The organism is Kushneria pakistanensis, assembly GCF_014652795.1.
GTDB classification, from domain to species: Bacteria; Pseudomonadota; Gammaproteobacteria; order Pseudomonadales; family Halomonadaceae; genus Kushneria; species Kushneria pakistanensis.
Genome location: NZ_BMZM01000001.1, coordinates 972,727 through 987,863, shown reverse-complemented (window position 1 = coordinate 987,863; position 15,137 = coordinate 972,727). Strand labels below are relative to the sequence as shown.

13 protein-coding genes are annotated in these 15,137 nt (G+C 57.5%); 3 read left to right on the top strand and 10 right to left on the bottom strand.

Annotation, left to right across the window (positions count from 1 at the left end):
* Position 1 precedes the first annotated feature (1 nt).
* The 8 genes from era to rpoE form a co-directional block, all read right to left on the bottom strand.
* Positions 2-940, bottom strand: coding sequence for a GTPase Era (era, locus tag IE123_RS04445; RefSeq protein ID WP_189515427.1), 939 nt, complete (start codon positions 938-940; stop codon positions 2-4).
* A gap of 63 nt (positions 941-1,003) precedes the next feature.
* A complete protein-coding gene (gene rnc / locus IE123_RS04440) occupies positions 1,004-1,687 on the bottom strand; it encodes a ribonuclease III (RefSeq protein WP_189515425.1) in 684 nt (227 codons plus the stop codon).
* A gap of 129 nt (positions 1,688-1,816) precedes the next feature.
* Positions 1,817-2,620, bottom strand: coding sequence for a signal peptidase I (lepB, locus tag IE123_RS04435; protein ID WP_189515424.1), 804 nt, complete (start codon positions 2,618-2,620; stop codon positions 1,817-1,819).
* 42 nt (positions 2,621-2,662) lie between these two features.
* Positions 2,663-4,480: a translation elongation factor 4 gene (gene lepA, locus IE123_RS04430; RefSeq protein WP_189515423.1), complete on the bottom strand. Its 1,818-nt coding sequence runs from the start codon at positions 4,478-4,480 to the stop codon at positions 2,663-2,665.
* 202 nt (positions 4,481-4,682) lie between these two features.
* The gene (locus IE123_RS04425; protein WP_189515924.1) at positions 4,683-6,092 is read right to left on the bottom strand and encodes a DegQ family serine endoprotease; all 1,410 of its coding nucleotides are present in this window, start codon (positions 6,090-6,092) and stop codon (positions 4,683-4,685) included.
* Positions 6,093-6,375: 283 nt separating this feature from the next.
* Positions 6,376-7,320 carry a MucB/RseB C-terminal domain-containing protein gene (locus tag IE123_RS04420; RefSeq protein WP_189515422.1) on the bottom strand — a complete coding sequence of 315 codons (945 nt, stop codon included), beginning with the start codon at positions 7,318-7,320 and terminating at the stop codon, positions 6,376-6,378.
* A 67-nt stretch (positions 7,321-7,387) separates the two neighbouring features.
* Complete coding sequence (locus IE123_RS04415) at positions 7,388-8,074, bottom strand: sigma-E factor negative regulatory protein (protein WP_189515421.1); 687 nt, start codon at positions 8,072-8,074, stop codon at positions 7,388-7,390.
* Positions 8,075-8,204: 130 nt separating this feature from the next.
* Complete coding sequence (gene rpoE / locus IE123_RS04410; RefSeq protein ID WP_189515419.1) at positions 8,205-8,813, bottom strand: RNA polymerase sigma factor RpoE; 609 nt, start codon at positions 8,811-8,813, stop codon at positions 8,205-8,207.
* 311 nt (positions 8,814-9,124) lie between these two features.
* Here rpoE and IE123_RS04405 point away from each other — a divergent pair, with 311 nt between their 5' ends.
* Positions 9,125-10,198 carry a 3-deoxy-7-phosphoheptulonate synthase gene (locus tag IE123_RS04405; protein ID WP_189515417.1) on the top strand — a complete coding sequence of 358 codons (1,074 nt, stop codon included), beginning with the start codon at positions 9,125-9,127 and terminating at the stop codon, positions 10,196-10,198.
* Positions 10,199-10,277: 79 nt separating this feature from the next.
* Here IE123_RS04405 and dinG read toward each other — a convergent pair whose 3' ends face one another.
* The gene (dinG, locus tag IE123_RS04400) at positions 10,278-12,425 is read right to left on the bottom strand and encodes an ATP-dependent DNA helicase DinG (RefSeq protein ID WP_189515415.1); all 2,148 of its coding nucleotides are present in this window, start codon (positions 12,423-12,425) and stop codon (positions 10,278-10,280) included.
* Between the two features lie 32 nt (positions 12,426-12,457).
* Complete coding sequence (locus tag IE123_RS04395; RefSeq protein ID WP_189515413.1) at positions 12,458-13,816, bottom strand: DEAD/DEAH box helicase; 1,359 nt, start codon at positions 13,814-13,816, stop codon at positions 12,458-12,460.
* Between the two features lie 171 nt (positions 13,817-13,987).
* Between IE123_RS04395 and IE123_RS04390 the strand changes: the two genes are divergently transcribed.
* Together IE123_RS04390 and xthA are read left to right on the top strand one after the other, a co-directional pair.
* Complete coding sequence (locus tag IE123_RS04390; protein ID WP_189515411.1) at positions 13,988-14,242, top strand: hypothetical protein; 255 nt, start codon at positions 13,988-13,990, stop codon at positions 14,240-14,242.
* A gap of 1 nt (position 14,243) precedes the next feature.
* Entirely contained in the window at positions 14,244-15,059 is an 816-nt protein-coding gene (gene xthA / locus IE123_RS04385; RefSeq protein ID WP_189515409.1) for an exodeoxyribonuclease III, read from the top strand.
* Positions 15,060-15,137: the final 78 nt, after the last annotated feature.

Here is a 15,137-nt window from a genome sequence, read left to right as displayed (position 1 = left end):
ATCAGTCCAGATCGTAACCAAGGCTTTTCAGCGCACGCGCATCGTCGGACCAGCCACGCTTGACCTTGACCCAAAGCTTGAGCATGACCTTGCTGTCAAAGGCACGCTCCATCTCAAGGCGCGCCTCCTGGCCAATCTTCTTGATGCGCTCACCGCCTTCACCGATCAGGATCTTTTTCTGACCTTCCCGCTCCACCAGCATCAGGGCATGAATGTGGATGATGTGACCTTCATCGCGAAACTGCTCGACCTCTACCGTCATCTGATAGGGCAGTTCATCACCGAGCTGGCGCATGACCTTTTCACGCACCAGCTCGGCGGCCAGAAAGCGCTGGCTGCGATCGGTGATCTGATCTTCGGGGAAGAAATGCACGTTCTGCGGCAAATGTTTGGCCACTTCGGCTTCAAGTGCCTCAACGTTGGTGCCATGACGCGCCGAGATCGGCACGATGGCGGCAAAGTTGCGGCGCTTTTCAAGCTCGCCAAGCCATGCCATGAGTTTGGCGCGATCCTCGATCCAGTCCACCTTGTTGACGGCCACGATCACCGGCGCCTGCACGTGGGAAAGCTTCTCGAGTACCACATCGTCTTCGTTGGTCCATTTCGTGCGATCCACGATGAAGACCACGCAATCGATGTCACGCAGGGCCTGAGTAGCGGCCTGGTTCATGAAAGCGTTGATGGCCCGATTGCGGTCTTTCTGCATGATGTGAATACCGGGTGTATCCACATAAATGGTCTGTGTATCCGCTTCGGTCTTGACGCCCATGACCTGATGGCGGGTCGTCTGCGGCCGCCGGGAGGTAATGGAAATCTTCTGGCCCAGAATGCGATTCATCAGGGTTGATTTGCCCACGTTGGGGCGGCCGACAATGGCCACAAATCCACAGCGCGTGGGCGCACCGGATTCGGGAGTGTCGTCCGTGGTGATATCGTTCATGAAATGCTCCACGTTAACGTGTGTCCGGTGTGGCAGGGGGTAATGCAAAAAGCAGGGAAAGCATCATCGGCGAGCCGACTCGATCAGTATCAGCGCCTGCTCGGCTGCCTGCTGCTCGGCGTAACGGCGGCTGGCACCAGTGCCGGTGGTCGGCGCCTTGAGAACGTCCACATGGCAGCTGACCGTAAATTGCTGGGCGTGAGCTTCCCCTTCGATGTTGAGAACCTCATAGCGCGGCAGCGGAATCTGACGGGACTGGAGAAACTCCTGCAGGCGTGTCTTGGGATCTTTCTGCGTATCCTCAAGGTTGAGTGCCTGAAGGCGGGTATCATACCAGGCCAGCACGCAGCGTCTGACAACGGTCATGTCACTATCAAGATAGATCGCGCCGATGATGGCTTCCACGGCATCGGCCAGAATGGAATCACGCCGGTGCCCGCCACTTTTCATCTCTCCTGACCCAAGACGCAGGAATTGACCAAGCTCGAATTCACGGGCCAGCTCGGCCAGCGTTTCTCCCTTGACCAGCCGCGCCCTGAGCCGGGAAAGCTGTCCTTCACGTGCCTGAGGAAAGCGCGAGTACAACGCCTCGCCCACGACGAAATTGACGATGGAATCGCCCAGAAATTCGAGTCGTTCATTATTGGCGCCGCCAAAGCTGCGATGTGTCAGGGCAAGCTCAAGACGGGCCTTATCGTCAAAACGATAGCCGAGACGATCGCTGAGGATATTCAGGGAACTGCTCACGAGATATTCGCTTTATTCAATGAAACAGGCATAAATGATAACAGAAGCTGTCCAGGGACAGCTTCTGTTAGATGGGATTTTCCAACGGTGCATTCTGTCAGAAAAGAATGAATGACTTCAGGGAAACCATCAGTGCAGCAGTCTTGCCTTTGTGAAGTCCGGCAGACCGCTGTCCCAGTGCATCCAGACACCAAAGGCGCGGCCGACAATGTTCTCTTCCGGCACAAAGCCCCAGTAGCGGCTGTCGTTGGAATCGTCACGGTTGTCGCCCATCATGAAGTAGTGACCCGGGGGGACGGTCACTTCACTCATTTGCGGGCCCGGCGCATCAAGATTGTTGAAGATATGATGCTCCACACCTCTGAGATGCTCTTTATAAAGTGCCTGGGTGTCGTTTTCGCCGCTGCTGTCATCCAGCAGATCCTTCTGGATGGGCTGCCCATTGATATAGAGCTGCTTGTCCTGATAACGAATGCGATCACCCGGCACACCAATCACGCGCTTGATGTAATTGACTGAAGTGTCACCAGGAAAGCGAAACACCATGATATCGCCGCGTTCCGGCTCGCCCGTGTCCAGAATTTTGGTATTGATCACGGGCAGGCGCAGGCCGTAGGAGAACTTGCTGACCGCAATGAAGTCCCCCACATCCAGGGTCGGCTCCATGGAGCGCGACGGAATCTGAAACGGCTCGATAATAAACGAGCGCAACACCAGCACGACCAGCAGCACCGGGAAAAACGCCCTGGAATAATCCACATACCAGGGCTCCTTTCGCTCGCCCGGCACGGTCGTGTCGTGAGTCACCTCTCCCGGCGGGCGGCTGCCACCTGTCGTGGTGGCTGCGCGTCGACGACGCAGCACAACAATATCCAGCAGCCAGATCGCCCCGGTCACCAGGACGGCTATCACCAGCAGAAGTGAAAAATCCATTACATGCTTTCCCGACTCACGGGAGCGTAGCCTGCGCTACGCTCAATCATTGACTTTCAGCACGGCCAGGAAGGCATCCTGCGGAATTTCCACCTTGCCGACCTGCTTCATGCGCTTTTTACCCTGCTTTTGCTTGTCCAGCAGCTTGCGCTTGCGCGAGACGTCGCCGCCGTAGCACTTGGCGGTCACGTTCTTGCGCAGCGCCTTGACCGTTGAACGCGCCACGACATGTCCCCCAAGGGCAGCCTGTATGGCGACATCAAACATCTGACGCGGGATCATCTCCTGCATCTTGTCGACCAGCGCACGGCCACGATGATGTGATTGATCGCGATGCACGATGGTGGCCAGAGCATCAACGCGCTCGCCGTTGATCAAGACATCAAGACGTGCAAGTTTTGCTGCTTCAAAGCGCTCAAAGCTGTAATCCAGTGAAGCATACCCTTTCGAAACGGATTTCAATCGATCAAAGAAATCCATCACCACGTCACTCATCGGCAGTTCATAGACCAGCTGCATCTGGCTACCCAGCACCTGCATGTCCAGCTGGACACCACGACGCACTACACATTCGTTAATGACGTTGCCGACATATTCCTGCGGCACCAGAATATTGGCGCGTACGATGGGCTCGCGAATCTCGCTGACCGAAGACATGTCAGGCAGCTTGGAGGGATTGGAGACGTACACAAGCTCGCCATTATCCATGGCAAGCTCATAGATAACGGTCGGCGCTGTCGTCAGCAGATCGAGATCGTATTCACGCTCCAGACGCTCCTGCACGATTTCCATGTGCAGCGTACCCAGAAAGCCCACACGAAAGCCAAAACCAAGCGCATCGGAATTTTCGGGAATGTAATCGAGCGAAGCATCGTTGAGCGCCAGCTTCTCGAGCGCATCACGAAAGTCCTCGTAGTCATCGGAGCTGATCGGGAACATGCCGGCATAGACCTGCGGCTTGACCTTCTGAAAGCCCGGAAGGCGTTCCACCTGAGGCGTTTTGGCATGGGTAATGGTGTCGCCTACCGGCGCGCCATGAATATCCTTGATACCGGCAACGATATAACCCACCTCACCGGCACGCAGCTGCCCGGTACTGGTCTGACGCGGCGTAAATATGCCGATATCGTTGATGTCCCACTCGCGCCCGGTGGACTTCATCAGGATCTTGTCACCCTTTTTGAGCGTACCGTCAAAAAGACGAACCAGCGATACAACACCCTGATAGTTATCGAACCAGGAATCAATGATCAGCGCCTGAACGGGCCTGGTGACATCTCCCTTGGGCGGCGGGATAAAGCTCACCAGCTGCTCAAGCAGCCCTTCCATGCCGATACCGGTCTTGGCCGAGACCCGAGAAGCGTTGCCGGCTTCAATCCCGATGATCTCCTCGATTTCGTGGATGACCTTTTCGGGATCCGCCTGAGGCAGGTCCATCTTGTTGAGGACGGGAAGGACTTCAAGACCCTGCTCGATGGCGGTGTAGCAGTTGGCGACCGACTGCGCCTCTACCCCCTGACCGGCATCGACGACCAGCAGTGCACCTTCACAGGCATACAGCGAGCGTGATACTTCATAGGAAAAGTCGACATGCCCGGGGGTATCGATGAAGTTGAGCTGATAGACCGTCCCATCATCGGCCTTGTAATCCAGCGTGACCGACTGCGCCTTGATCGTGATACCCCGCTCACGCTCAAGATCCATGGAATCGAGCACCTGCTCCTTGAGCTCGCGCTCGGTCAGCCCGCCGCAGATCTGGATGATACGATCCGCCAGCGTGGACTTCCCGTGATCAATATGGGCAATGATCGAGAAGTTACGGATATGTTTCAGCGTCCCGTTGCCTGCGTCATTCGTCATTCGAGGTGATCACCTGTTTGAAGCGCCATGCGTCATCACTGCTCTTGAAAAAGACGCCTGATGACCATGGCCGAAAATGGGCGCATTGTAGCGTGTCGACGGACCCGGGGATAGGCAAGGCACTGATGGGAAACCCTGAAGGCAATACAGTAAGGCGACCGACAAAGGGGCCCATAATGGGCCCCCGGTATCGTTGCATTGATCAACGCGGCGTGATCCGCAGCGGCACAAAAAGTGTGGTGCCATCACGATTGATGCGCATGGGCACTACCTTTTTGTCATCAAGCTGACCGACCAGCTTGCGCAGCGTGCTGACCGAATCCACCGATTGCCCGGCAAGTTCAACGACCACATCGCCCGGCTGCAGTCCGGCACGTGCCGCAGCGCTGTCCGGTGCCACCTGCTGCACCAGTACGCCGGCCTCGATGCCCAGCTGCTGGCGCTGTTCGGGACTCAATCCAGACACCGCCAGACCAATACGATCGTTGCCACTCTGGGGCATATCGCTGGTGCTGCTTTCACTATCAGGCCACTGACCCACTTTCACCTTGATGCTCTGCTCACGGCCGTCACGCTGCACGCGCAGGTTGATACTCTCATCGGGTGAGACGCGGCCAATCAAACGCGGAAGTGCATCGGAAGTATCGATATCACTGTCCCCGGCCCTGAGAATAATGTCACCGGAGCGAAGACCTGATTTTTCAGCGGGACTATCCGGTGCGACCTCGGCAATCAGCGCACCACGAGCGCGATCCAGACCAAAGGAGTCGGCCAGATCTTCGGAAACAGGCTGAATGACAACGCCCAGCCAGCCGCGATCCACGCGTCCGTTATCCTTGAGCTGATCGGCGATATCCATGGCGACATTGATCGGAATGGCAAAGGACACGCCCATGAAACCGCCGCTACGGGTAAATATCTGCGAATTGATGCCGACGACCTCGCCATCAAGATTGAACAGCGGCCCACCCGAATTACCGGGGTTGATGGCAACATCAGTCTGAATGAAAGGCACATAACTATCGGTGGGTAGCGTACGGTTAATGGCGCTGACAATCCCGGCAGTTACCGAATGATCAAACCCGAAGGGCGAGCCAATGGCCGCTACCCACTCACCGGTTTCAAGGCTATCGGAATCGCCCATATTGAGCGTGGGAAGGTTGCCTGCATCCACCTTGATCAGTGCGATATCGGTTTTTTGATCCTGACCGATCACATCTGCTGTCAGTTCGCGGCGATCATTGAGTCGTACCGTCACGGTATCGGCACCGTCGATCACATGCGCATTGGTGAGGATATAGCCATCACTGCTGATGATAAAACCCGACCCCAGTGAGCTCAGCGTTCGGCTACCCGGCTGCTCAGGCATACCACCGAACCCGGGCGGCAACTGATCGCCAAAAAAGTGACGAAAAATATCCGGCAGCTGCTGATTGGGCATTCTCATGCCGGAACGGGCGGCGGCTTCGCGTGTCGTCGAAATATTGACAACAGCAGGGGCGGCGCTTTTAACCAGTGCAGTAAAATCGGGCAAACCATTGCGTTGCTCAACGGCGCTGGCCGGCAGCGACAGGGCCATCAGGGCCGTTATCAACAGCATGAACAGTGCCATGAGCTGCCAGCGGCAGGCATGCTTTCGAACGGCGGGAGCGTTGGTAAAAGAGAGATCGGCCATCTTTGGACTCCGGATACTCTTATGACTATGGCGGTAGCAGATGCGGTGATCAGGACAGGAGCCGAACGCTCCTCCTGTCGCGCTTATAGACTATTAAGAACCAATTAAGTTCTCGGAACGGGGGATTTGCTTCCCTTGACCACAGTAAAGGGCAAACGCTTTTCAGGGCTGCTTTCAGTACAACATCAATGAGATATCGCAACCCGTTTTTGTCTGACCGCTATTGCCCTGTCTGGGTATCGCCCTGCAAACGCACTCGAGAGACAACGTGCGTGAGCACTTCAGCCGGCAGAGCGCCTACGGCAATCACCTGCCATGTCTGGTTATCATGTGGCACACGGCGGGCTGCAGCGCGAAAGTTACCCAGTTGATGGACGCCTTCCCGCAGTGCATTTTCATCGCTGACCGGACCTGCAAAAATGCTCATGGTCGCAAGACCGTCACTATAGATTTCACGCTGAAGCCTTGCACCATTGAGGGTGACATCAAGCGCTGCCGGTTGACGATAAAACCCCTGCGGTAGCCAGTCCGGCTGCCAGGCCGTCTCGGGCGTTACATCACCTTCACTCTCCTGGAGATAAAGGGTGTCGCTGGAGCGCACAAGCGAGTCGATACGTACAATCTGCACGGTATCAACGGCATATCCCTGGGCATTCAACAGCTGCTGACGAAGCGGTAGACCACTGGCAACATCCAGCCATAAACGATGCGGGTAGCGCTGCGTATCGCGAGGCGTAATATCAAGCACGACGGCCTTGCGACCGGCGACAATATCACGGGCTATCAGGCTGAAGTCGTAGTGTTTTTGGAGCTGCTCGACGGTGTCATCGATGGACGCCAGATGAGGAGCGCCTTCAGATTGTCCGGTCCACCAGAGTCCCGGAGAATGGCCCTTGTGTTCAACGGTTTCGGCAGGGCCATCCAGAAACTGAATATTTTCCTGCTCCTGCCCATCATCAATACGATGCTCGAACAGAAAAGTCCGAAGCGAGCCCATGCCCAGTCGCAAGGCCACCACCTGAAAGGCGTGACAGCGCTCGGCCATCAGGCTGCGCCGAAACCACTGCTCGCCTTCGTCGCCCACCTCCTGATCCAGCTGACTGCAGGAAATCTGCGTCCGACCTTCGGTGTGAGGTTCACCGGCATCGGCCTGTGACGCAAGCAAGGGAGAAACCAGTATGGCTCCCATCAGAGAAGCACAAAACCACTGTCGCATTGATGAAAGGTCCGCCCTACTCGCCGCTGGCAGGTGCCAGCCCCTGCATGTTCGCCATCCAGACATTGCTGCGATAGCCTGCCTGTTCCACATGTCGATTCAGATAGTTTTGAAGCACCTCGGCCTGCTGGCGATCATTGCGCGCGGCATCTTCTTCGCCCGGCGCCATGAACCATGAGGTCTGAGCGCCAATGGGCATGACATTGCCACCCTCTTCGCCACCGGTCCCGCGAAAGGCTGCCAGAGACGCCATGGCACCCTCACCGCCGACCATCGTGCCCCTGCCATCAATGGCAGCATCACGCGACGCCAGACTGGTACCGCCATTGCCGGGTACGCTCTCAAGCCCGGTATTGGCGCGGTACACCTGCACCCCGGTCATGACCATCAGGCTAACGGCAGCGGCAATGGCCGCACTGCCCATGAAGGAGAACGGGACCGTACGCCGATGCGTCTCCTGATCCACGGCAGCCTCTTGCATGTGTTCCTGCTCAAGGCGCGCCCGGATGGAAGCAGACAGATCGACCGAGGTATCGATGGCACTTTCACGCTGCATGATGCTGCGCATAAGGTGATAGCGACGCCAGGTATCGGCCTCTTCGGAAGCATCTTCAGACAGCGATTTGAGTACACGTCGAGTTTCGAACTCGCTGCACTCTCCATCCATCAATGCCGAAAGGGATTCCCGTACTTTCTGATTCATACCCTGACACCCTCAAACCCGTCGTGACGCATCGTCACGGTATGGTAGACAGTCAAAACCCGATTAAGTTTTACCCATGACTCACTTCTCATCGACTGTACTCCTGCATGGGTAGATCTCATGGTCAACGTCATTGTTCATGCACCATGTCATCCTGCTGTTCCGGATAAAGCAGCGGCCTGATTCGATTGTCCACTGCCTCCCTGGCACGAAAGATACGTGACCGGACGGTTCCTACCGGACACTGCATGATGCTGGCAATATCCTCATAGGAGAGCCCGTCAAACTCTCTAAGCGTGATGGCAGTGCGCAGATCCTCGGGCAGATTTTCAATGGCCTCAAAGACTGCCCTCTCAAGCTGGTCGCGAGCGATGGCCGATTCAGGCGTATCGATATCCGCCAGCCGCCCGCTCTGGTCCAGCACTTCAGCATCACTGATATCCATGTCGCTGTTGGGCGGACGACGCCCGCGAGCCACCAGATAATTTTTCGCGGTGTTAATGGCGATGCGGTACATCCAGGTATAAAAGGCACTTTCATTACGAAAGCGTCCCAATGCCCGATACGCCTTGATAAAGGCCTCCTGCGCCACATCGTGCACTTCGGCCTGATCATGCACATAGCGGCCCACAAGACCGATCACCTTGTGCTGATACTTGCGTATCAAAAGATCAAAGGCCTGGTTGTCCCCTTTTTGTGCACGTTCGACCAGTTGATGATCCGTTTCCTTCAACCCCATTCGCGATCCCCCGCAACGACAGGGTTCAAACCTTTCGAACCTGTCTTTTCAGGCCCTTCAGGAAAGTAACAAACAATTAAAATCATAGTGATAACCTGAAAGCTCCGGGCCTTGATCCATGGCGTTAGTGTTCCCCTTTATCGACGCCTCATCAAGTCGACAGCAATCCACCGGACAGGAATCTCCCGGAAACTGTAAAGTATTGAGACCACGAAAAAGCGTCTGGGTTCCATGGTAGTATTCTCTGCCAGCCGCGTATCATGCAGGCCACATTCCGTTTCGATTTCCAAGCACTGCCGGATAGCACGCTCATGTCACAGCAACAGGTCAATAATCTAAACGTTCTCTCCCAGGACGTGCTCGTTACTCCCGATGCTCTCAAGCGCGAGATTCCCCTGTCGGGCGAGGCCGAACACACCGTCATCGAGAGCCGCCGCACGATCGAGCGCATTCTCAGCGGTGAAGATCCTCGTCTGCTGGTCGTCATCGGTCCCTGCTCCATCCATGATACGAAAGCCGCCCAGGATTATGCCCGTCGCCTGAAGACGCTGGCAGAGCGCGTGAGTGATTCGTTGTTTATTGTCATGCGTGTCTATTTTGAAAAGCCGCGCACCACCACCGGCTGGAAGGGGCTGATCAACGATCCGCACCTTAATGACTCCTTCGATATTCAAAAGGGACTGCATCTGGCCCGTGGCCTGCTTGTTGAACTTTGCGAGATGGGCCTGCCGCTGGCCACCGAGGCACTCGACCCGATTTCACCGCAGTATCTGCAGGACTGCATCAGCTGGTCCGCCATTGGCGCCCGCACGACCGAATCACAGACGCATCGTGAAATGGCCTCGGGGCTTTCGGGCCCGGTCGGTTTCAAAAACGGCACGGATGGCAGCCTTGATGTGGCCATGAATGCGCTGTGCTCGGTCGCCTCACCGCATAACTTTCTGGGTATCGATCAGCAGGGGCAGGTCGCCATTATCCGTACACGCGGCAATGCCAACGCCCATGTGGTACTACGCGGTGGCAACGGCAAGCCCAACTACGACAGTGTCAGCGTCGCACTGGCCGAAAAGGAGCTGGAGAAGGCAGGGCTCAAGCTCAACATCATGGTGGATTGCTCCCATGCCAACTCCAACAAGGATCCTGCCCTGCAGCCGCTGGTGGTGGAAAACATCACCCAGCAGATTCTGGAAGGCAACACCTCCATCATGGGCCTGATGATCGAATCCCACATCAACTGGGGCGCCCAGAAACTGACCAGCGATCCGTCACAGCTCGAATACGGAGTATCTATCACGGATGCCTGCATCGACTGGGACACCAGCGAGAAGCTGCTGCTGGAAGTGAACGACAAGCTGCGCGAGCCGCTCAAGTCACGCAAGCGCTGACCGAGCCAGCTCAGGGTTTGCTCGCAGCCTAAAAAAACCCGGCCATCGCCGGGTTTTTTACCTGCATACATCAGGTCTTTCAGGAGGCCAGCGTTGCCGGCGCTCCGACACCTTCAATCTCGCGACGAAACGGCGGCAGTGCATCCAGCAGTGCGCGACCATAGCGACGCGTCAGCACACGTCGATCCAGCAGCGTAATACGCCCACTATCGACCTCCTTGCGGATCAACCGCCCACAAGCCTGTACCAGCTTGATCGACGCATCGGGCACCGAAATCCGCATGAAGGGATTGCCCCCCCGGGACTCGATCCACTCCGCCAGCGTGGCACCCACCGGATCGTCAGGCACGGCAAAGGGTAGACGCGTAATGACCACATGGGTCAGATAATCACCCGGCAGGTCGATACCTTCGGCAAAACTGGCAAGCCCCAGAATGATACTGCCCTGCCCGTCATCGATACGCTTTCGATGGCGCTCGATCAATTCACGCCGCGGCATATCATCCTGCGACAGCGTCCGAGTGGACGTTGTGTCATCCAGCCTTGCCACGACGGCACGAAGCTGCTTGCGGGAGGAAAAGAGCACCAGCGCTGCTTCATCTGCACCAAGCTTTTCAATGAAGTCCACGATGGCACTTTCGTGAGCGTCACGATCGCCGGGATCCACGGCTTCACGTGGCACCGACAGCACCGCCCGCGAGTAATCAAACGGGCTTGGCAGGATCTGATAGCGATAGCGGTTGGCCAGACCCGCGCGCTCCTGGAGGCGATCGAAGCGCCCCAGCGCCGTCAGCGTGGCAGACGTCAGTACCGCACCGTGACAGGCGCCCCATAAATAGCGGGCCAGCGTTTCAGCCGCACTGACGGGACTGGCCGAGAAGGTCAGCTCAGCTTCGCCCATACGCTGTTCAAAGGTCAGCCAGCGCGCCTGAGGCGGTGCATCCTCGACCTCATCAGCCCCAAAGGCCTGCCACAGGGCATGCGCCTCGAGCGCACGACCATGTACAAGCGCAATCAACGGCAGCCAGGCCTCTGCCTGTTCACGGGCAAGACCGGTCGACTTGTCCGGATCAAGGCTTTCACGAAGGATATCGCTGATGGTTTCCAGATGACGTGAGAGCTCGGCAAAGGGCGTAACAAGTTGCTGAGCCAGGTCACGAAAGGCCGCCGGCAGTTTGCCCATGGTAAAGCGGTAATGCAGCCGCTCGTTGTCTTCCGGCGTGCGCTCGGCCAGCGGCTGCGCCAGTCGGAAGGCCTCGCCAAGCCGGGGCTCGATAGCGGCCAGCAGCTCCGGAAACTGCCCCAGCAGACGGGCAATCGTGTGCTGCGCGCCCAGCCCCGTATTGAGATCCGTCAGCGACTTCTTGAGCTGACCCAGCCAGCGCATTGCCGCATTGACGCCCTGACGATGATAAAAGTGCTCCAGTGCCTTGTCCGGCAGGTGGTGCGCCTCGTCGAAGACGTAGATCGTGTCCTTCGGATTGGGTAGCACAATACCCCCGCCCAGCGACAGGTCGGCCAGTACCAGATCATGGTTGGCCACGATCACATCGGCCTCGTCCATGCCGCGCCGGGCCCGAAAGAAGGCGCACGCGCCAAAGTGCCCGCAACGCCGATTGGTACACTGGCGATGATCGACCGTCAGACGACGCCACTGAGGATCAGCAATGGCCTGAGGCCAGCTGTCACGATCGCCCTGCCATTCACCGCTGCCGTAGGCCTCGGCAAGCTCTCGGGCGAGCTCGCCGATATCTTCCTGACTACTGACCAGACTCTGCTCGAAAAGCGACATGGTGGGATTGTCTTCCACACCATCCATCAGCTGATCAAGTTTGGCGACACAGACGTAACGTCCGCGACCCTTGGCCAGCGCATAATCAAAATCGATTCCGCTGCTGGCCTTGAGCATTGGCAGATCCTGATGCAGGACCTGTTCCTGCAGGGCAACGGTGGCGGTCGACACCACCAATCGCTTGCCCTGCGCCCTGGCGATGGGCAATGCCGAGAGCAGATAGGCCAGCGTCTTGCCGGTCCCTGTACCGGCTTCCAGCACACAGACATGCTCCTGACTGACGCGCTTGCCCTGCTCATCGGTTTTGATATCACCAAGTGTGCGGGCGATCTCGGCCATCATCAGGCGCTGGCCATAACGAGGTCTGAGCGAGCGCGCTTCGATCACGCGTCGATAGGCCGTCTGGATATCCTTTTTAAGCGCGTCGTCAAGCACAGTGCTTCTCCGCCTTGTCGTACACGGCGCGATCAGTCATCGCTGAGCAGGTTGGCCGGCGGCTGCTGACAGGGGAGGCGATCCTTGATGTAGGCCTCGATTTCCGGCAGTGCATAGCCGTCTTCTTCACCCACAAAACTGATCGACGTGCCCTGCGCCCCTGCACGGCCGGTCCGTCCGATACGGTGAACGTAATCTTCCGGATCATCGGGCAGCGTGTAGTTGACCACATGGCTGATATCGTTGATATGGATACCGCGACCGGCCACATCGGTGGCTACCAGTACGGCAACCTTGCCTTCACGAAAGCGCTCAAGCGTGCTTACCCGCGTTTTCTGCGGCACATCGCCTGAAAGCATGGCCACATTGATCCCGGCCTTGCGCAGGCGGTCATCGAGCTTTCGTACCAGATCGCGTCGATTGGCAAACACCATCACCTTCTCCAGCTTTTCCCGCTCGATCAGCCGCCTGAGAATGGTAAATTTCTCGGCGTCGCTGACGAGATACACGCGCTGGTCAATGTTGGCCGCCGCACTGGCATCGACTTCGATCTCGACATGCGCGGGTTCATGCGTCCACTGACTGGCCAGGTTGAGAATGTCCTGGGTAAAGGTGGCCGAAAACAGAAACGTCTGGCGCTCGCTGGTTTTGGGCGTGGCACGAATGATGCGCTTGACGTCCGGAATAAAGCCCATCGACAGCATGCGATCGGCCTCATCAAGTACCAGCACTTCTACCTGAGACAGATCAGCGTCACGCTTTTGATGGAAGTCAAGCAGGCGTCCGGGTGTTGCCACCAGAATATCCAGCGGCTTTTCAAGCTTCTGACGCTGTTTTTGATAATCCATGCCACCAACCGCGCTGGCCACCCTCAGTGAGGTGTGGGTCATCAACGCCCTGGCATCCTTTTCGATCTGCAGGGCCAGTTCACGCGTCGGCGCGATGATCAGCGCTCTGGGGGCGCCCGGCTTCTGCCCGTCTGGAGCAGGCTCTTCCAGGAAATAGGCCAGAATCGAGATCAAAAAGGCAGCCGTCTTGCCGGTACCCGTTTGCGCCTTGCCGACGACATCGCCGCCCAGCAGCGTGTGACGCAGCGCCTCGGCCTGAATCGGGGTGCAATAGTGGAAGCCCTGCTCGGCGATGGCCTGCATCAGCGGCATCGGCAGATTGAAGTCCTGAAAACGCCATTTGCCGGCCACGGCGGGCACTTCCGGCAAAGCGTTTTGGGCTTCGCCACCTGGTGCCTGATGGTTCTGCACGTTACCGGCCTGAGCGTTATTGCGGGACTGGCTGCGCCGGGGCTTGCGACGACGGCGCTTGGGCCGACGATTGGCATTGGCGGGAGCCTCCGCCGACGTCTGTGCCGGCTGAGAGTTTTCCGACTCACTCATATGCTGCGATCACTTTGGCTTGAGATGAATAGACAAGATACCGGCGCATTGTATCAGCACCGCCGACTCAGTTGTGCATCTACCGTGTCCGGGACAAGCCAGCACGCGCGCAAATTGTTAAACTGCACGCCACTGCAGCACACTGCTTCAGGCGAGACACGAGAGGTTTTTATGACCCGTCGCAAGAAGACGCGCTCGCTGGCCGACAAGGTGACCATCCGTACCGGCAAGCGCAAGGATTACCGCCGCTGGCGCCATGACAATCCTGACCAACTACAATCCACGCCGCGATTTGCGGCCAAAAAGCGTAACCAGCGCAAGGCACAGGCCGCCAGCAAGCTGGAGCGACAGCGCCGCGAGGCCACGACCCTGCCGCTGACCCCGCAGGGCAGCGACGCCACAACCGACTCATCACAAGACAGCTGACATGCGCCTGGTTTCATTCAATATCAACGGTATTCGTGCCCGACAGCATCAGCTTGAAGCGCTGGTCGAAGCACATTCGCCCGACGTCATCGGACTGCAGGAGACCAAGGTTCAGGACAGCGAGTTCCCGCTCGATGCCGTGGCCGGCCTTGGTTATCACGTGCACTACCATGGCCAGAAGGGGCACTACGGTGTGGCCCTTCTCACTAAAGAGGCGCCGACGCAGGTGCAGCTCGGGTTTGCAGATGATAGCGAAGATGCCCAGCGTCGGATGATCGCAGTCACCCTCGATACACCTGCCGGGCCCCTGACCGTTTACAACGGTTATTTCCCCCAGGGCGAGAGCATTCATCACCCGACCAAGTTTCCCAACAAGCGTCACTTTTATGACCAGCTCTCGCGCCATCTCGAGCAGCAGCATCAGAGCAATGAGCTGATCGCAGTCATGGGCGATTTCAATATTTCGCCTGCCGATATTGATATCGGCATCGGTGAGCCCGCGCGAAAGCGCTGGTTGAGAGAGGGAAAGACCAGCTTTCAACCCGAGGAGCGAAGCTGGCTTGAGCGTCTGACGACCTGGGGACTGGAAGACAGCTATCGTCGCTGTTATCCGCAGCGTGACGATCTGTTCAGCTGGTTTGACTATCGTTCAAAGGGCTTTGAGCGTGATCCCAAAAGAGGCCTTCGCATCGACTACATCCTGACCAGTACAGGCCTTTCGCCTCGCGTACAGGATGCCGGTATCGATTACGAGCTGCGTGCCATGGAAAAACCCTCTGATCACGCGCCGGTATGGACTTCCCTGTCGGTCGAGTGATCCATCGGTCTGCATGACTGGCAGAACACAAACCACATGGCCCGCCAAAGGCGGGCCATGTGTCCTGCGATGCATCAG